We start from the raw sequence: 18,310 nt of genomic DNA on the forward strand, positions 1-18,310 counted from the left end.
TGGATCGGCGTGGGAATCAGAACTGCAGGGACTTGGTCTGGAGGTACTCGGAGAGGCCGTGCGGGCCGAGCTCGCGGCCCACCCCCGACTGCTTGTAACCGCCGAAGGGCGCGAGGGGGTTGAAGCGTCCGCCGTTGATGTCGACCTGTCCGGTGTCCATGCGGCGGGCGAAGGCCACGGCCTCGTCGTCGTCGGCGCCCCAGACGGCGCCGGCCAGCCCGTACACGGTGTCGTTGGCGATGCGCAGGGCGTCGTCCACGTCCTCGTACCGCAGGATCGAGAGGACCGGGCCGAAGATCTCCTCCTGCGCGATGGTCATCCCGGGCGTGACGTCGGCGAACACCGTGGGGCTGACGTAGTAGCCCTGGTCCTTCGGCGCCTCCGGGCCGCCCGCGACGAGGCGGGCGCCCTCCTCGATGCCCTTCTCGATGTAACCCCGCACCCGGGCCTGCTGCTTGGCGTTGACGACCGGGCCGACCCGCTCGCCGGGTACGTATTTGGCGACGGCCGTGGCGGCGAGGCTCACGGCCTCCTCGTAGCGCTCGGAGTCGACGAGCATCCGGGTCCAGGCGCTGCACGTCTGACCGGAGTTGGACATCACGTTGGCCACGCCGACGTTGACGGCCTTCGCGAGATCGGCGCCGGGCAGGATCACGTTGGCGGACTTGCCGCCGAGCTCCAGCGCGACCCGCTTGACGGCCGCGCCCGCGGTGGCGCCGATCCGCTTGCCGACGGCCGTGGACCCGGTGAACGACACCAGGTCGACGTCCTCGTGTTCGGCGAGCGCCTGTCCGGCGACCGCACCGATGCCGGTGACCAGGTTGAAGACGCCGGCCGGCAGCCCCGCCTCCTGGACTGCCTCGGCGAAGAGCTGCGCGGTGAGGGGGGTGTCCTCGGCGGGCTTCAGGACGACGGTGCAGCCGGCGGCGAGCGCCGGGGCGACCTTGGCGACGATCTGGTGGAGCGGGTAGTTCCAGGGCGTGATCGCGCCGACGACGCCGACGGGCTCCAGCAGGACGGTGGAGTTGCCGAGCTTCTCCTCGAAAGAGTACGTGGCGGCGAGTTCGGCGTACGAGCCGGCGACCAGCACCGGCACTCCCGCGTGCACCATCTGGGACATCGCCAGCGGCGAGCCGAGCTCGGCGGTGACGGTCTCGGCGATCTCGTCCTTGCGGGCGGCGAGCACATCACGCAGGGCGCCGATCCTCGCGGCGCGCTCGGCGGGCGGGGTCGCCGCCCAGCCGGGGAACGCGGCGCGCGCGGCGCGTACCGCGGCGTCGACGTCCTCGGCGGTGCCCGCCGGGACGTGTCCGATGACCTGCTCGTCGGCCGGGTTCACGACCGCGATCGTGTCCTGGCCCGAGGCGGGCCGCCACTCCCCGCCGATGTACATCCCGTCATGCGCCTTCATGGCTGTTCCTCCCGGGCTCGCTGTGCCTGCCGCCGAAGCCGTGCGTCGTACGGACGGATGCCGTCCCGGCCCCAAACTAGCGCTGTTAGTTTTTTGGCGCCAGGGAACCGCCGGAGACACAGGTCACGCACGGCCGACGGCCACACTCGCACGCCGGGCCCGGGGATGTCCCGGGGCGGGCGCGCCCCGGCCGGAGGAGAGGCAGCCCGTCAGGCCGGATCCCGCTCGGCGCGGGAGTGTCCGCCACGGCGAGCCGTGGCCGCGTCCGGGCCGGCGGCCGGGGCCCCGCCGCCCCGCAGCCCGAGCCCCGCCGCCCCGACGAGCAGGACGCCCAGCATCACGAACGGCGCGGCGGTACCGGCGACCCCGGCGATCAGTCCGGCCGAGGCGGGGGCCGCGACCTGGCCGAGCCGGTTGCCGGTGAGCCTGAGGGCGAGCGCGGTGGAGCGGGCCGCCGCGGGGGCCGCCTGGACGACGGTGGTCATCGAGAGGGGCTGGCCGACCCCCAGGCAGAAGCCCAGCACGGCGAGCATCACGGCGAGGCCCCACACCGGGACGGGCAGGGCGACGGCGGCACAGAGGAGGCCGCCGAGCAGGCAGGTCGTGGAGAGCAGGGCGGTCCTGCCGACCCTGCGCAGCATGGGTGTCATGACGAGCCGGCAGGCGATGGTCGCGGCGGCCCGCAGGCTGAGCAGCAGGCCGACGGTGGCGGGCGTGATGCCACGGTGTTCACCGACGACCGGCAGATAGGCGGTGAGGATGTCGGTAGCGCTGAGCACGGCGAGGCTGATGAAGATGCCGGCCGGGACTCCCCTCGTACGCAGGATGCTGCCGACCGGTACCTTTGCGGCCGTTCTCCGGGGCGGTCCGGCTGCCCTTCGGTGCTCGATGCGCCACAGCGAGGTGAAGGAGACGGCGGCGACGGCCGCCGAGACCAGAAGGGCGAGGGCGCTCGTACGGGCCATCGCGCCGTCCCGCTCGGAGATGAGGTAGCCGGCGGCGATCGGTCCGACGAGCTGGCCGAGCGAGGCGCCGATGGTGAAGTGGCCGAAATTCCGGTCCTGTTCGGCGGGTGCCGACTGCCGGGCGACGAGCGACTGGGCGCCGATCACGAAGCAGAGGTGGCCGAGACCCATGACCCCGCTCCAGGCGGCGAGCGCGGGGAGCGAGCCCGCGGTGCCGCTGAGGGCGCAGCCGCCGCCGATCAGGACGACCCCGACGGGCAGCAGCGGTGCGCAGCGTCCGTGGTCGGTCCGCCGGCCCAGTGGTACGGCGGCGAAGAGCGGCAGGAGCGCGTACACGCCTGCGATCACGCCGATCGCGCGCTCGTCGGCACCCAGCGAGAGGGCCCGGTAGGAGACGGCGGGCCGCGCCATCGACACCGCCCCCTGCGCGAAGGCGAAGGCGATGACGAGGCGCAGCAGCCAGCCCCTGCCGGGCCGTGGTTCCGGAGGCATCAGATGATTCCGAAGAGGATTCCCGCGCCGAGGACCACCAGCGAGGTGAGCACGGCCCACTTGACGGTGAAGCGGGTGTGGTCGCCGAACTCGACCTTGGCCATGCCGACCAGGACGTAGACGGCGGGTACGAGCGGGGACGACATGTGCAGCGGCTGTCCGACGATGGAGGCGCGGGCGACCTCCAGGGGGGAGACGCCGTGGGCGGCGCCGGCCTCGGCGAGCACGGGCAGGACTCCGAAGTAGAAGCCGTCGTTGGACATGAAGTAGGTGAGGGGGAGGCTCAGGACACCGGTGACGACGGCCATGTGCGGGCCCATGCCGTCGGGGATGGCCCCGACGAGCCAGTCCGCCATGTGTTCGACCATACCGGTGCCGGTCAGCACGCCGGTGAAGACGGCCGCGGCGAAGACCATGCCGGAGACGTTGAGCACGTTGTCGGCGTGCGCCGCGATCCTGGCCCGCTGGTCGGGCATGTGGGGGAAGTTGACGGTGAGGGCGAGGGCCGCGCCGAGCAGGAAGAGCACCGGGATCGGCATGAGTTCCAGGATCATCGCGGCCAGCAGGGCGACGGTGAGGCCGGCGTTGAACCAGTAGAGCTTCGGGCGGAGCGTGGACCTGTCGGGGTCGAGGCCCTTGAACTCCTCGTCCTCCTCCTCGGTGCCGTCCGCACCGCCGGTCGCGGTGCCGCCGCCCTTCGGGGCCTTCGTGAGCCGGTCCCCACCGCCGCCCGCGCCGACGAGGACGGTCTCGGGCTCGGTCACCAGCGCCTCGTCGAGGGTGAGCATGCCGAGCCGCTTGCGCTCGCGACGGCCGAGGACACAGGCGAGGAGGATGACGGCGAGGAGACCGACGGCGAGGGCCGGGATCATCGGGACGAAGATGTCGGCCGCGTCCACCTTGAGCGCGGTGGCCGCGCGGGCGGTGGGACCGCCCCAGGGCAGGGTGTTCATGACCCCGTTCGCGGTGGCGGCGACGCCGGTCATCACGACCAGGCTCATCTTCAGCCGCTTGTAGAGCGGGTACATCGCCGAGACCGTGATCATGAAGGTGGTGGAGCCGTCGCCGTCCAGCGAGACGATCGCGGCGAGCAGGGCCGTCCCGATGACGATCCGCATCGGGTCGGCCTTGCAGAAGCGCAGGATGCCCCGGACGATCGGGTCGAAGAGACCGACGTCGATCATCACACCGAAGTAGACGATGGCGAACATCAGCATCGCCGCGGTCGGCGCGAGGGTGCCGACCCCTTCGATGACGTAGTCACCGAGCTTCGCGCCCTGTCCGACGGCCACGCAGAACAGGGCGGGGATCAGGACCAGCGCCGCGATCGGCGACATCTTCTTCATCATGATCAGGACCAGGAAGGTCGCGATCATGGCAAAGCCGAGGATTGTCAACATATGGGATACCTAACGTTCACCTTTGAACTCTCACCGGTGCCGGCGGTCCGGATGACGTTAGGGGCCCTGAAGCAGCGTTAACAAGATGTTGACGTGTGAGCAATACGAGCAAAACCCCAGGTCAACGAGTTGGTGTTACGGAGACGGGGACGGCGTTGAGCACCGCCGTGCCGGACAGCGGGTCCAGGAGGGTGCCGTCCAGGAGCTGGTTCACATTGACGCCCGGATCCGCTCCGGCGACCGACATGCGGGTGCCCGGCCGGCTGTGGCCCCAGCCGTGCGGAAGGCTCACGACCCCGGCCCGCACCGAGTCGGTGATCTCGGCGGGCGCCTCGACCTCGCCGCCCGCGGCCGTGATCCGGGCGGTGTCGCCGTCCGCGAGCCCGATCCGGGCCGCGTCGTCGGGGTGGATCTGCAGGGTGCAGACGTTGGAGCCGCCGCGCAGCGCGGCGACGTTGTGCATCCAGCTGTTGTTGGACCGCAGATGGCGGCGGCCGACGAGGACGAGACCGGCGGGCCGCGCGCCGAGCGATGCGCGGAGCCGGGGAAGATCGGCGGCGATCGGCGCCGGGAACAGCTCGATGCGGCCGCTGCGGGTCCTGAGGACCTGCGGTACGCGTGGCTTCAGCGGGCCCAGATCGATCCCGTGGGGCCGCGCGAGGAGCTGCTCCAGCGTGAGCTCGTACGGGCCGAGGCGCAGCATCAGGTCGAGGCGCCGTTCGGCTCCGGTGGTGCCGGTCAGGTCGGCCGCGAGGGACTCGGGGAGCCCCGCCCTGGCGATCGTGGTGGCGATGACCAGGTCGTCGACGGCCTCGGGCGGCGCGCCGTGGTTGCCGCCGACGGCGAGGACGAGCCGTGCGAGGATCTCGCTCTCGTCCATCCGCCCCTCCTCCAGGGGCACGGCGGGGCCGCTGTAGCGGACCTGGTTGCGGACGGCCAGGGAGTTGAACGCGAAGTCGAAGTGGGCGCTCTGCGAGGGCGGCGGCGGGGGCAGCACGACGTCCGCGTGGCGCGCGGTCTCGTTGAGGTACGGATCGACGCTGATCATGAAGTCGAGTCCGTCGGCGAGCGCCCGGTCCAGGCGGTCCCCGTCGGGTGCGGAGAGCACCGGGTTGCCCGCGATGACGATCAGCGCCCGGATCCGGCCCTCTCCGGGTGTCTCGATCTCCTCGGCGAGTGCGGCCACGGGCAGTTCGCCCTTGGCCTCGGGGTGCCCGGAGACCCGGCTGCTCCAGCGGCCGAGGGCGAAGCCCTTCCCCGGCCCGGCGGCCCGCGGGGCGCGGCCGGTGGCGGAGAGCGGGAAGAGGGCGCCGCCGGGACGGTCGAGGTTGCCGGTGAGGATGTTGAGTACGTCGACGAGCCAGCTGGCCAGGGTGCCGTGCTCGACGGTGCAGCTGCCGATGCGCCCGTAGACGGCCGCGGCGGGTGCGGCGGCCAGCTCGCGGGCGATCTCCCGGATGGTGTCCGCGTCCAGGCCGCAGGCCCCGGCCACCGCTTCGGGGGTGAAGTCGGCGACGGCTTGGGCCAGTTCGTCGTAACCGTCGAGATGCTCGGCGAGTACGCCTGGGTCGGTGAGCTTCTCCTCCACGAGGACCTGGGTGAGCGCGGCGAGCAGCAGGGCGTCGGTGCCGGGCCTGATCGCCGCGTGCCGGTCGGCGAGGCGCGCGGTGCGGGTGCGGCGCGGGTCGATGACGGTGAGGGTGCCGCCGCGCCTGCGGAGCGCCTTGAGCTTGCCCGGGAAGTCGGGCGCCGTGCACAGACTGCCGTTGGACTCCAGCGGGTTGGCGCCGATCAGCAGCAGATGGGCGGTGCGGTCCAGGTCCGGTACGGGGATGGCGTTGGCGTCACCGAAGAGCAGTCCGCTGGAGACGTGCTTGGGCATCTGGTCCAGGGTGCTGGCGGTGAAGACGTTGCGGGTGCCGAGCGTGGACAGCAGCAGCGGCGGGTAGAGGCCGCCCGCCATCGTGTGCACGTTGGGGTTACCGAGGAAGACTCCGACGGCCTGCTCCCCGTGCTCCCCGATCAGGGCCGGGACCTTCGCGGCGATCGCGTCGAATGCCTCGTCCCAGGTCGCCTCGCGCAGGACGCCGTCCGTGCGGACGAGCGGGGCGCGCAGCCGGTCCGGGTCGGCGTCGAGCCCCCCGAAGGAGGCGCCCTTGGGGCAGATGAACCCCTTGCTGAACACGTCCTCGCGGTCACCACGGGCACCGGTGACCTCGGTCCCCTCGATCGTGAGGGTGAGTCCGCAGGTCGCTTCACAGAGCGGGCAGACACGCAGAGCGGTACGGGATTCGTGGGACATGGGCCCTCCCCGGGGCGGCGGCGGTGCGCGCGGGCGTGATCCGGCGTCCCGCGGCGCGCTCGGCGGGCGCGGGCTCCCGGCGCATCGAGCATACCGACCGGTACGGATGCTGGCGAGGTCCTGGAGCGACCCGTTGCCCCACCGCCTCCGAACCGCTCCTCCCGCCGCCCCGGCCCGCCGGTCCCGCCGTCCCCCGCGCCGCTAGGGCCTGCCTGACAATTCCCGTCCGCCGCGCGGCCGCCCTGCGGGCGACGACGCGAATGGTCGGACAGGCCCTAGTCGAGGACGCCCGCGAGATAGGCCCGGAGCAGCACCCGCGTCTCCGCTATCAGGTCCGGGTCCCCCGCGGGGTCGGCGCGGAAGGCGAGTTGGAGCAGCGCGTCGGCGGCCTGCACGCAGACCAGGACGGTGCGGAGCAGACGGGTGTCGGAGGCGGCCCCGTCGCGCTCCCGGCCGAGGTGCCCGGAGAGCAACTCCGTCAGGCGCCCCGCGACGCGCTGGTTCACCTCCGCGTCGAGCGGTCCCGGAACGGGCACGGGAGGGCCGAAGTCGACCAGGGAGAAGCCGGCGACGGAGCGCTTCATCGCCAGGTACTCGTCGAGCACGGCGTCGATCGCCTCGCGCCACTCCCGCTCCGGGATCGCCTCCAGCCTGGCCACGACCCGGCCCGCGTAGACCTCCAGGTTCCGCTCGGCCAGGGCGTCGACCAGCGCCCTCTTGTTGGGGAAGAAGCGGTAGACGGAGCCGATGGGCACGCCGGCCCGGTCGGCGACCGCCCGGGTGGAGAGCTGCTCGTAGCCGGTCTCGTCGAGCAGCGCGGCGCCGGCGTCGAGGATGCGGGCGAGGCGGTCGGCGCTGCGCTGCTGAACGGGGACGCGTCGGAGGTTCGTATGAGCGTGGGACACGGCTCCATGATGCCTGCATGCCGTTGACGGGCCACGCTTCGATTCCTACGGTGATCCATAGGATTCTTCGTCAGGGGATCCACGGGATTCCTCATCCAACGGGAGCGCATGATGAGCGGCATCGAGCAGGCGAGGAAAACGGCGGAGAATCTCGGCCACATGTCGGGTTTCGGCAACGAGCACAGTTCGGAGGCCGTCCCGGGCGCCCTGCCCCACGGCCGCAACTCGCCCCAGCGCGCACCGCTCGGGCTGTACGCGGAGCAGTTGAGCGGCTCGGCCTTCACCGAACCCCGAGCCCGTAACCGCCGTTCCTGGCTCTACCGGATCCGGCCGTCGGCCGCCCATCCCGCCTTCGTCCGCATCGACAACGGCACCCTGCGCACCGCCCCCTTCACGGAGACGGTCCCCGACCCGAACCGGCTGCGCTGGGACCCGCTCCCCGACCCCGCGCCCGGCACGGACTTCCTGACCGGCCTGTGGACGCTGGGCGGCAACGGCGACGCCTCGCAGCGCACCGGCATGGCCGTGCACCTGTACAGCGCGGACTCCTCCATGACGGACCGGGTGTTCAGCGACTCCGACGGGGAGCTCCTGATCGTCCCCGAGCGCGGCGGCCTGCTGCTCCGCACCGAACTGGGCCTGCTGCGGGCCGAGCCCGGCCACGTGGCACTGATCCCGCGAGGCGTCCGCTTCCGTGTCGAGCTGCTGGACACGACCGCCCGCGGTTACGTCTGCGAGAACTACGGGCAGCCCTTCGTCCTGCCCGACCTGGGGCCCATCGGCGCCAACGGCCTGGCGAACGCCCGGGACTTCCTCGCGCCCGTCGCCGCGTTCGAGGACCGCGAGGGTCCGGTCGAGGTGATCAACAAGTTCTGCGGGAACCTCTGGTCGGCGACGTACGGCCACTCGCCGCTCGATGTCGTCGCCTGGCACGGCAACCACACGCCGTACGTCTACGACCTGCGCCGCTTCAATGTGATGGGCACGATCAGCTACGACCACCCGGACCCGTCGATCTTCACCGTGCTGACCTCTCCGTCCGACACCCCGGGGCTGGCCGGCGTCGACTTCGTGGTCTTCGCCCCGCGCTGGCTGGTCGGGGAGGACACCTTCCGCCCGCCGTACTTCCACCGCAACGTGATGAGCGAGTACATGGGCCTGATCGAGGGCGCGTACGACGCGAAGGCGGGCGGCTTCGTGCCGGGCGGCGGCTCCCTGCACAACATGATGTCCGCGCACGGCCCGGACCGTGAGACCTTCGACCGGGCGAGCGCGGCCGAGCTGAAGCCACAGAAGATCGACGACGGCCTGGCGTTCATGTTCGAGACCCGCTGGCCGGTCACGGCGACCGCGCAGGCCGCGGGGACGGACCTTCTCCAGCGCGGGTACGACGACGTGTGGCAGGGTCTGAGCCGCAACTTCCGGCCGTGAGACCGGACCGCAGAGAGTTGGGGTGAACCAGATGGATCAGGTGAACGAGGCGAGTTCGCCCGGCTTCGCGCCCGACTCCCTGGTGCTGAACCGGAAGCTGCCCCTCTGGTACCAGGTCTCGCAGTCGCTGCGGGCCTCCATACTGGGCCGCGCCCAGGACGCCTCGACGCGGCTGCCCACCGAGGAGCAGCTCGCCCTGCACTACGGCGTCAGCGTCCTCACCATGCGCCAGGCCCTCAAGGAGCTGAAGGCCGAGGGGCTGATCAGCAGACACCGGCGGCGCGGCACGTTCATCGAGCCGCGCGCCCGGCGGGTTTCGCCGGTCCGGCTGCTGGGTTCGATCGACGCGATCGTCGCCCAGCAGTCGGGTGAACGCACGACCGTGCTCGGCCACGGCCGGGCACCCGTCCCCGGCGATCTCGCCGAGTTCTTCCCCGACTGTGCCGAGGTGGTCAGCTACCGGCGGCTCCGCTGCGACGACGCGACGGGTGAGCCCACCAACTGGGCGGAGAACGCGGTGCGTCCGGAGATCGCCGGACGGCTCGACGTGGCCGATCTGGAGCGGTGGCCGATGACGAAGGTGCTGCGTGACTCCCTCGGCGTACGCATCGCCCGGATCACGGACACCGTCGAGGCGCGCCTCGCCGACCCCGTCACGGCCGAGCTGCTGGGGGTCCCGCTGCTCAGCCCGATCCTGCACTACACGGGCGTGACGTACGACGAGGACGGCACGGTGGTGGACGTGGCGCGCATCCGCTACCGGGGCGACCGCTTCTCCTTCTCCGTGACCGTCGAGGCCCACTGACGGCGGGCCGCGACCGGCGGTCGTCACGCGGCGGGCCGTTGCGATGCCCGGGGCGGCGAACGTGGCGAGGGGGAGGACGACACGGTGGCAGCACGGGTGGCGGCCGGAGCCGGCGGGAGCGACGCGCTCCCGCTGCTGGACGACCTCATGCCCTGGTCGGTGCGCCCCCTGAGATCGGGACGCCCCTGGGTGACGGCCCCCGACGCCTCCTCGCTCCGGGCCCGCTGGGACCTGCTGGCGCGGGCGGAGGGCGCCGAGCAGGAAAGGCTGTTCCGCCCCAGCCGCTCCCGTACGCCGCTGACGCCGGCCGCGGCCCTGCCGGGCAGGTCCACCGGCACGAGTGCGTTCGCCCGGGACCCGGGACCGTATCCCGAACCGGTACGGATCGCGCACGGGCCCTTCGACGAGCAGTGGCTGATTCCCGACCACCGGCTGCTCGACGCGGCCCGCCCCGAGCTGTGGCGGGTCGCCGACGGGCACCAGCTCTTCGCCGTCGAGCACGGGTACGTGCCCCAGGACGGCGGCCCCGCCCTCTCCGCGACCACGCTCCTGCCCGACGGGCACTCCCCCGCGGGGCGGCCCGGCCGGATACGGCCGCTCTACCGGCGGCCGGGCGGCCTGGAGCCCAATCTCGCGCCCGGCCTCACCGCCGAGCTGACCGCACGCCACGGGGTGCCGGTCACCGCCGGATCCTTCCTCGCCTGGGCCCTTGCCGCCGCCCGCCCCTCCGCCGCCGGGCCGCTCGTCCCGCTGCCCGCCGACGCCGCGCTGTGGGAGCGGGGCGTGGAGCTCGGCCAGGAACTGCTGCGGCTGCACGTGCGCGGGGCACACGGTGGCGGGCGTCCACGGCTGCCGGGCGGCCGGCGCCCGTATGTGCGGGCCGCGATCCCGCCCCGGCCCGAGGGGCTGCGCTACGACGCCGAGGAGGAGACGCTCGTCGTCGGCGAGGGACGCGTCTCCCCCGTGCCGGCCGGTGCCTGGGAGTTCCGGGTCAGCGGGGTACGGATGCTGGAGCTGTGGTTCGAGCGCCGCACGGCGGCGGGTGAGGGCCTGGCTGCGGTGGGACCGAGCGGCTGGCCGCAGGAGCGGACCTCGGAGCTGCTGGAGCTGATCACCGTCCTGGCGCTGCTCGCCGGACTGCGGCCCCGGCAACAGGCCCTGCGGGAGCGGCTGGAGGAGGCGGAGGTCCTCACCAGGGACGGGCTGCGCGCGGCCGGGGTGCTTCCCGTCCCTGCGTCGGCCCGGCTTCCCGCGTCCGTGCTGGACCACCAGGAGGAGGGCCCCGAGGGGCAGTTCGCGCTGTGGTGAGAGCGGGAGCGGCCACCGCTGTCGGCGGCCCCGGGCACGCTGCGGAGCGCCGGTGGGGTGCCGTACCGGCGCGGGTGGAACACACCGACGCAACGCTGCGGGCCCTGGGGATGACGGGCGGGCGGAGAGCAGCACTGCGCCGGGACGGAGTGGTCGTGGACGCGGCCCTGAGCGGAGGGCCGCACCGGTCGTGGAGCCGTCGGTCAGCGGCGGCTGCCGAAGAGCGAGCGCCGCAGTCGCCGCAGCGGGGCGAAGAGCGAGACACGCGCGCTCCTGCTCCTGCGGGTGTGCGCGGCGTCGCGCGAGGTGAGTTCGAGCATCAGCAGCGTCGCCTCCGCCGACTCCCGCTGCGGGACGACGGGGCCGCCCAGCACTGCGAGATGGCGGTCGAGGCGCGAACTGGTCGCACCGCTCCCACATGTGATGGCAGGCACACGCGGCCTGCTGCGCACCGTTATCTGTTCCATGTCACTCCCCACCCGTACGAGGGCACCCGGCCCGGGCAGGTTAACCCTATCGTCCCGCGGTGACACTCGTGTATCCCGGCCGCAGGATTGCACACCCGTACACGGGGGTTGACGGCCCGTTACCGGATCCTGTCGGTTCCGGGACGGGTTGCGTTAGCTTGGAGGGGATTCGTCCGACCGCACGCAGCTGCTGATGGAGGGTCACCGATGAGCGAAGTCCCGGGAACCGGAAGGGTGATCGCGGACCGTTACCGTCTTCTGGACCCGCTGGGCGAGGGCGGGGCAGGTGTCGTGTGGCGCGCCCGTGACGAGGTGCTGGGACGCGAGGTGGCCGTGAAGGAGGTGCGGGCCCCGGCGGGCCTGTCGGCCGAGGGCGCCGAGCTGTTGCACGACCGCCTGGAGCGGGAGGCCCGGGAGGCGGCGCGGGTCACGCACCGCAACGCGGTCGCCGTGCACGACGTCGTCAGGCAGGACTCCCGGCCCTGGATCGTGATGGAGCTGGTCCGGGGGCTCGCGCTCTCCGACGTGCTGGACGCCGACGGCCCGCTGTCCCCCCGGCGGGCCGCCCGGGTCGGCGCGGAGGTGCTCGCGGCCCTGCGCGGTGCCCATGAGGCCGGCGTACTGCACCGCGACGTGAAGCCCGGCAACGTGCTGCTGGCCAACGACGGGCGGGTGATGGTGAAGGACTTCGGCATCACCCCGGCAGACGGCTCGTCCGGCCTCACGGGTGAGCCCATCGGCTCGCCGGAGTACCTCGCGCCCGAGCGCGCACAGGGGCGCACGCCGGGGCCCGAATCCGACCTCTGGTCGCTCGGAGTGCTTCTGTACGCCGCCACCGAGGGGCGGTCGCCGTTCGGCCGGGACGCCCCGGCGGACACCCTGCGTGCGGTCGGCGAGGACGACTTGCCGCCGCTGCGGCGGGCGGGCGCGCTCGCCCCTGTCATCGAGGGTCTGCTGCGCAAGGATCCGGCCGGGCGGCTCGCGGCCGGGGAAGCGGAGCGCCGGCTGCGGATCCTCGCCGCGGGCGGGACCGGGTCGCCCGACGGCGGGGCGGCCGGGCCGCCGCTTCCGCCGCCGGCGGGCGAGACGGCCGTGGCGGCCGGGGGCCCGGGGGCTGCCACGGGCACACCGGAGCCCGGGGGCCTGACGAGACGCACGGGCGTTCTGGTGGCCGTGGGGGCGGTTGTCGCGCTGCTGGTCGCCGGAGGAGTCGTCTGGGCGCTGGCGGGCGACGACGACACGGACGAAAGGGGTGGCGGGAAGGCCGCGGCGTATTCCTGGGCGGCTTCCGCGGAGGCCCCGGGGCGCCCCCCGTGGACCTCTTCGTGACGAGCGGGAAGGAGACTCCGCGGGGCGGAGTCCCCTCCTCGGCGGACGGCTGAGCCGGCGCGCCGCGCCGCGGCGGTGCGGTCAGGCCTTCGAGCTGAGGACGGGCAGATAGCCGCCCGACTGCCCGGCGGCCGTGGGGTGGTAGGACTCACCGATGTTGAGCCAGTTCACGCTGTGCAGCCAGGCGCTGCCGGAGCAGATCTCGTGCCCGGTGAAGGTCGAGGTGACGTCGCCGAAGGTGAAGCCGTGGTCCGCCGCGCGCTTGGCGGTGGCGGCGTTGAGGTGGTCGGCGGCGCCGTTGATGGCGGAGCGTTCCTTCTCGCTCAGACCGGCGATGCAGCCGCCGCCGAGCTTGTAGAAGCGGGGATAGCCGAGGACGACGACACGGGCCGAGGGTGCTTTCGCGCTGATCGCCGTGTACACGGAGTCCAGTTTGCCGGGGAGCGTCGAGTCGACGTAGGCACGGGCGGTGGCGATCCTGCTCAGGCAGGTGGCCTCGGACTGCAGGACACAGGTGGTCATGACGTCGGCGAAGCCCGCGTCGTTGCCCCCGATGGAGATCGACACGAGGTCGGTCGCGGAGGTCAGCGGTCCGAGCTGACCGGCTGTCACATCGCCAGTCCTCGCCCCTGAGCACGCGGTGAAGGCGAACGAGGCGGGGTTGTTGGCCGCCTTCCAGAGGACGGGGTACGCACGGGTGCTGCGCTTGCAGTCGCCGCTCGCGCTGTCGTAGGCACCGGCTCCGAGACCTGATGAGTACGAGTCACCCAGGGCTACGTAGTCGACCGACGCCGCGGATGTCTGGGCCTGGGCCACGCCCACGCCCGTCAGGGCGAGAACGGTACCGAGCAGGAGAGAGGACGAGAACGCCACGAGTCTGGACATTTTCATGGAACCTCCTTGGGCAGGATCTCTGCCTACTCCGTGGTAGCAGCACCGCCCCGAACGGCGGAAGTGTTCATGCCAAGAAGCTTCGACAACGTCTTCTTGACGCCCCCTTGGCGGTACGTCACATTGAAATCCGGCATCCGGCGCACTGGGGGGCAAAGTCGCCAATGCGGATCAACAGCGATGAGACGGGGACAGTCGGGGCAGTTGTTCCACCCGTGCCGACGGGCGGCACGGGTGCGGTGGACGAGCCGGGCGCCTCACCGACGCCCGCCGACAGCAATTCACCACCGCACGCCCCCTTGCGTGCCCTTTCACCTCTTCGCAACCCCGGCCGCGCACTTCACGCCGGGTCGGCGAGAAATGGGAAGCAGCAATTCCAGCGCCGCATGTGACAGTTCCGTCGAAGTCTGAAAAGTGCGAGACGCCCTTGCATGTCTTGCCATACAGTTCCAATCGTTAATACCGTCGTAGATCAACCCGTAACGGACCATCACGCAGGCGGCTCCAGGGGAGGGCTCAGGAAGCCGCGGTGGATACCGGAGCGGGGCACGGCAGGGGGGTGCCGTACGGCGTCCGCACTCGACGAGTCGGTCGCCGCACGGCCAGTTGTGCCACCTCATCACGCCAGCTCGGAGCGCCATACCGTCATGGCCGGGGTGAGAACCCCCCTTTCGAACCGGACCTTATCCGGACTGCCCGGGGGCGGGCCGTCCACCGGACGAGAGGGAAAAGAATCATGAGTTCAGTTCTGCCTTCCTCGATCAGACCTGCCGCCGAAGAGACCGAAACCGCTCGAATGGCGAGCGAATACCGCCCGATCTCCTCGCACCTCGCGATAGCGCCGCCGGTAAGTGTCGTGATCCCCGCCATGAATGAGGCGGAGAATCTTCCCCATGTGTTCAAGACGCTGCCCGACTGGATTCATGAAGTCGTGCTCGTGGACGGGAATTCGACCGACGACACCGTCCGGGTCGCCCGTGAACTCCGGCCGGACGTCGTGGTCGTCGAACAGGTCGGCAAGGGCAAAGGCGACGCCCTGATCAGCGGCTTCGCCGCGTGCACCGGCGAGATCATCGTGATGGTCGACGCGGACGGCTCGGCGGACGGCGAGGAGATCGTCAGCTACGTCTCCGCCCTGGTCGGCGGCGCCGACTTCGCCAAGGGCTCCCGCTTCGCCAACGGCGGCGGCACGGACGACATGACGCCCGTCCGCAAGCTCGGCAACCGGGCGCTGTGCGCAGTGGTCAACCGCAAGTTCGGGGCTCGCTACACGGACCTCTGCTACGGCTACAACGCCTTCTGGAAGCACTGCCTGGACAGGATCACCCTGGACTGCACCGGCTTCGAGATAGAGACCCTGATGAACATCCGGGTGGTCAAGGCCGGCCTCAGGGTCCAGGAGGTGCCCAGCCACGAGTACAACCGCATCCACGGCGTCAGCAACCTCAGCGCCGTACGGGACGGGCTCCGGGTGCTCAGGGTGATCCTCAGGGAGAAGGGCGTGCGCCGCGGCGGGCGCCGGACGGGGGCCGTCCCCGCCGTGATCGGCCGGGGACGGGTGCTGTGAGCCCACGCGACTTCTCCGTCGTCGTCTGTGTCTACACCGAGGAACGCTGGGAGGACATCCTCGAGGCCGTCGCGTCCGTCCGCGCGCAGTCCCTGCCCGCGCGGGAGGTCCTCCTGGTGGTGGACCACAACCCCGCGCTGCTGCGCCGCCTCGCCGGTGAGTACGGGGATCGCCACGAGGTGCGGGTGCTCGCGAACGCGGGCCCCCGCGGCCTCTCGGCGGGCCGGAACACCGGCATCGCCGCGGCACATGGCGCGATCGTCGCCTTCCTCGACGACGACGCGGTGGCCGGGCCGGACTGGCTGCGCCACTTCAACAAGGGCTACGACGACCCGCGGGTGATGGCCGTCGGCGGCCGGACCCTGCCGTCGTGGGCCTCGGGCCGCAGGCCTCTCTGGTTCCCCGAGGAGTTCGACTGGGTCGTCGGGTGCACCTACCTCGGTCTGCCGCCCGGCACGGTCCGGGTCCGCAACGTCCTCGGTGGCAACGCGTCGTTCCGCCGTACGGCCTTCGACGCGGCGGGCGGCTTCGCCACCGGCATCGGCCGGGACGGGGGCAAGCGGCCGCTGGGCGGTGAGGAGACCGAGCTGTGCATCCGGCTGAGCCGCGCACTCCCCCACGCCGTCCTGCTCATCGACGACCGCGCCGTGATCCGCCACAAGGTCCCCCGGGCCAGGGAGCGCTTCGGCTACTTCCGTACCCGTACGTACGCCGAGGGGCTCTCCAAGGCGCTCGTCGCGCGGAGCGTCGGTGCGCACAAGGGGCTGGAGTCCGAACGCCGCTACACCACCCGGGTGCTCCCGGCCGGGGCGCTGAGGGGCGCCCGGGACTTCCTGCTCGGCCGCCCCGGCGGAGCGGGCCGCGCCGGGGCGGTCGTCGCGGGGGTGCTGACGGCGGCGGCCGGCTACGCCGTGGGTAGCGTGCGCGTCCGGCGCGACGGCGCGTCCTTCGACGTACCGGCGATCGCACGGGCGGACGCACCCGTCGAGGAGGTGCGGTGAGCGGGGCGGCGGGCCCGGCGAGCGGGGGCGGGGCCGTGCCGGTCCTGATGTACCACGCCGTCGGCGACCGCCCGGCCGGCGGTGTGTACGGCCTCTCGGTGTCGCCCGGTGCCTTCCGTACGCAGATGGAGATCCTGGCCCGGCGCGATGTCACCCCGCTCACCACGACCGCGCTGGCCGCGCACTGGCGTACGGGGCGGCCCCTGCCGCCCAGACCGGTGCTGATCACGTTCGACGACGGTTACGAAGGGGTGCACCGGCACGCCCTGCCGGTCCTCGCCGAGCACGGCTTCGCGGCCACCGTCTTCGTCACCACCGGCTGGCTCCGCGGGGCGTACGACGAGGGTGGCGCCCTGGACACCATGCTCGACTGGGACCAGGTGCGCGAACTCGCCGGGACGGGTGTGGAGATCGGCTGCCACAGCCACACCCATCCGCAGCTGGACCAGCTCGGCGGGACGGCCCTGCGGGCGGAGACCGTGCGGTGCCGGGAGATCGTCACCGCCGAGCTGGGCGCTCCTCCGGCCTCCTTCGCCTACCCCTACGGCTACTCCACCCGCCGGGTGCGGCGGTCGGTGCGGGCGGCGGGCTTCGCCCAGGCCCTCGCCGTGGGCAACGCCCTGGCCCGCCGCCGCCAGGGGCCGTACGCCCTGGAGCGGGTGACCGTCCGCCGCGGCACGGGCGCCGCCGAGTTCGCCCGGCTGGTCGAAGGCCGGGCCGTCGCGCGGGCGTTCGCTGTGGACCGGGTGCTCACCAAGGGGTACGCCGTGGTGCGCGGCGCACGCCGGGCGGGCCGCGCGTTCCGGGGCTCCGGGCCGGCCGGCCCGACCGGCTGAGCCCCTGCTCCCCCGGGGTCCTCCGTCCCGTTCCGGGCGGAAGCCCCCGGGGCAGCTCCTGAAACCTGGGTGCGCGGGGTCCCGCCTTACCGGATCATGGGCGCCATGTCTGCCAACCCCGAGTCCGCCCTGCCGATCCGGATCAACGTCGACGACAGCGACTCGCCGTCCGACGTCGTGGACGCGCTGTTCCTGGGCCGCTTCGCGACAGGCGAGCAGCCGTACTCCCACAGCTCCTCCCTCGAGCGCGTCAGGTCGGGGGCGACCCTGCTGCCCGCCGCCGCCGAGGTGCTGAGGTCGGCCCGTGACGACGACCGCAGCGCGACCCTCGCCGAGGGCGACGGGTGGACGATGCTGATCTCACGGTGGAACCGGGGAGCCGACGTCACGGTCACCGCCACCACCGCCGAGCTGGCCCGGAAGGTCCTGTCCGAGGCGACCGACGGGGCCCAGGACGAGCCGGAGCCGCAGCCCGAGAACGTGACCATGGGCTTCTGGTACGTGTCCCCGCGCCGTGGCCCGCACCGCACCACCCGGCAGATCGCCGCCGGCACGTGGGACGAGGTCCGGTCCAACTACACGGCCCCGGTGGCCGATGCGATGGACCGGCTGATGAAGGTCACCCCGGACGACATCTCCGGCCGGCTGCTCCTGCTGCACGGCCCTCCGGGCACCGGCAAGACCTCGGCGCTGCGCACCCTCGCCCGGTCCTGGCGCGACTGGTGCCAGGTCGACTGCGTCCTGGATCCGGAGCGGCTGTTGAACGACGTCGGCTATCTGATGGACATCGCCATCGGGGAGGACGACGGTTCGGCGAAGGGGCGCTGGCGGCTGCTGCTGCTGGAGGACTGCGACGAGCTGATCCGCGGTGAGGCGAAGCACACGGCGGGTCAGGCGCTGTCCCGGCTGCTGAACCTCACGGACGGCCTGCTGGGCCAGGGCCGCAACGTGCTGGTGGGGGTGACGACCAATGAGGACCTGGAGCGCCTGCACCCCGCCGTCGTACGGCCGGGCCGCTGCCTCGCCCGTATCGAGGTGGGTTCGCTGACCCGCGCGGAGTCGGTCTCCTGGCTGGGTACGGAGGAAGGGCTCGGCCGCGAGGGCGCGACGCTCGCCGAGCTGTACGCGTTGCGGCGGGGCAGCGGCCCCGCGTCCGTGCCGAAGCAGGACGTGGGGTCCGACGCGGGGCTGTACCTGTGA

Annotated in this window: 15 protein-coding genes; 8 read left to right on the forward strand and 7 right to left on the reverse strand. The window is 72.4% G+C overall.

The features are described 5' to 3' along the window. Positions 1–16 precede the first annotated feature (16 nt). The 5 genes from ACZ32T_RS33495 to ACZ32T_RS33515 all read right to left on the reverse strand — a co-directional run bounded on the left by ACZ32T_RS33495 (position 17) and on the right by ACZ32T_RS33515 (position 7,475). Positions 17–1,411, reverse strand: a complete 1,395-nt coding sequence (locus ACZ32T_RS33495) for an aldehyde dehydrogenase family protein (protein WP_467270858.1) — start codon at positions 1,409–1,411, stop codon at positions 17–19. Between the two features lie 209 nt (positions 1,412–1,620). Beyond that, the gene (locus ACZ32T_RS33500) at positions 1,621–2,868 is read right to left on the reverse strand and encodes an MFS transporter (RefSeq protein ID WP_467270856.1); all 1,248 of its coding nucleotides are present in this window, start codon (positions 2,866–2,868) and stop codon (positions 1,621–1,623) included. Beyond that, positions 2,868–4,268, reverse strand: a complete 1,401-nt coding sequence (locus ACZ32T_RS33505; protein ID WP_467270854.1) for a CitMHS family transporter — start codon at positions 4,266–4,268, stop codon at positions 2,868–2,870. Before ACZ32T_RS33505 ends, ACZ32T_RS33500 begins: the two co-directional genes overlap by 1 nt. Positions 4,269–4,389: 121 nt before the next feature. Then, positions 4,390–6,570 carry a molybdopterin oxidoreductase family protein gene (locus ACZ32T_RS33510; RefSeq protein ID WP_467371164.1) on the reverse strand — a complete coding sequence of 727 codons (2,181 nt, stop codon included), beginning with the start codon at positions 6,568–6,570 and terminating at the stop codon, positions 4,390–4,392. A gap of 275 nt (positions 6,571–6,845) precedes the next feature. Next, entirely contained in the window at positions 6,846–7,475 is a 630-nt protein-coding gene (locus ACZ32T_RS33515) for a TetR/AcrR family transcriptional regulator (protein ID WP_467371167.1), read from the reverse strand. A 111-nt stretch (positions 7,476–7,586) separates the two neighbouring features. On the opposite strand from ACZ32T_RS33515, the gene hmgA reads away from it, so the two are divergent. The 3 genes from hmgA to ACZ32T_RS33530 all read left to right on the forward strand — a co-directional run bounded on the left by hmgA (position 7,587) and on the right by ACZ32T_RS33530 (position 11,019). After that, a complete protein-coding gene (gene hmgA, locus ACZ32T_RS33520) occupies positions 7,587–8,906 on the forward strand; it encodes a homogentisate 1,2-dioxygenase (protein ID WP_467270848.1) in 1,320 nt (439 codons plus the stop codon). 31 nt (positions 8,907–8,937) lie between these two features. Next, complete coding sequence (locus ACZ32T_RS33525; protein ID WP_467270847.1) at positions 8,938–9,711, forward strand: GntR family transcriptional regulator; 774 nt, start codon at positions 8,938–8,940, stop codon at positions 9,709–9,711. Positions 9,712–9,795: 84 nt separating this feature from the next. After that, entirely contained in the window at positions 9,796–11,019 is a 1,224-nt protein-coding gene (locus ACZ32T_RS33530) for a type ISP restriction/modification enzyme (RefSeq protein ID WP_467371170.1), read from the forward strand. A gap of 203 nt (positions 11,020–11,222) precedes the next feature. Here the strand turns inward: ACZ32T_RS33530 and ACZ32T_RS33535 are convergent, their stop codons facing one another. Continuing rightward, a complete protein-coding gene (locus tag ACZ32T_RS33535; protein ID WP_362889458.1) occupies positions 11,223–11,486 on the reverse strand; it encodes a hypothetical protein in 264 nt (87 codons plus the stop codon). Positions 11,487–11,693: 207 nt separating this feature from the next. Between ACZ32T_RS33535 and ACZ32T_RS33540 the strand changes: the two genes are divergently transcribed. After that, positions 11,694–12,815, forward strand: a complete 1,122-nt coding sequence (locus ACZ32T_RS33540; protein WP_467371172.1) for a serine/threonine-protein kinase — start codon at positions 11,694–11,696, stop codon at positions 12,813–12,815. A gap of 81 nt (positions 12,816–12,896) precedes the next feature. Here ACZ32T_RS33540 and ACZ32T_RS33545 read toward each other — a convergent pair whose 3' ends face one another. Continuing rightward, positions 12,897–13,706 carry an SGNH/GDSL hydrolase family protein gene (locus ACZ32T_RS33545; protein WP_467371174.1) on the reverse strand — a complete coding sequence of 270 codons (810 nt, stop codon included), beginning with the start codon at positions 13,704–13,706 and terminating at the stop codon, positions 12,897–12,899. 736 nt (positions 13,707–14,442) lie between these two features. On the opposite strand from ACZ32T_RS33545, the gene ACZ32T_RS33550 reads away from it, so the two are divergent. The 4 genes from ACZ32T_RS33550 to ACZ32T_RS33565 all read left to right on the forward strand — a co-directional run bounded on the left by ACZ32T_RS33550 (position 14,443) and on the right by ACZ32T_RS33565 (position 18,310). Then, positions 14,443–15,273, forward strand: coding sequence for a glycosyltransferase family 2 protein (locus tag ACZ32T_RS33550; protein WP_467270838.1), 831 nt, complete (start codon positions 14,443–14,445; stop codon positions 15,271–15,273). Then, positions 15,270–16,274 carry a glycosyltransferase family 2 protein gene (locus tag ACZ32T_RS33555; RefSeq protein ID WP_467371176.1) on the forward strand — a complete coding sequence of 335 codons (1,005 nt, stop codon included), beginning with the start codon at positions 15,270–15,272 and terminating at the stop codon, positions 16,272–16,274. The genes ACZ32T_RS33550 and ACZ32T_RS33555 overlap by 4 nt, the downstream gene beginning before the upstream one ends. Positions 16,275–16,321: 47 nt before the next feature. After that, on the forward strand, positions 16,322–17,110 hold the full coding sequence (locus ACZ32T_RS33560; protein ID WP_467371252.1) for a polysaccharide deacetylase family protein: 789 nt from the start codon (positions 16,322–16,324) through the stop codon (positions 17,108–17,110). A 96-nt stretch (positions 17,111–17,206) separates the two neighbouring features. Beyond that, entirely contained in the window at positions 17,207–18,310 is a 1,104-nt protein-coding gene (locus tag ACZ32T_RS33565) for a DUF5925 domain-containing protein (protein WP_467270834.1), read from the forward strand.

This window comes from Streptomyces sp. NPDC023573 (assembly GCF_055559735.1).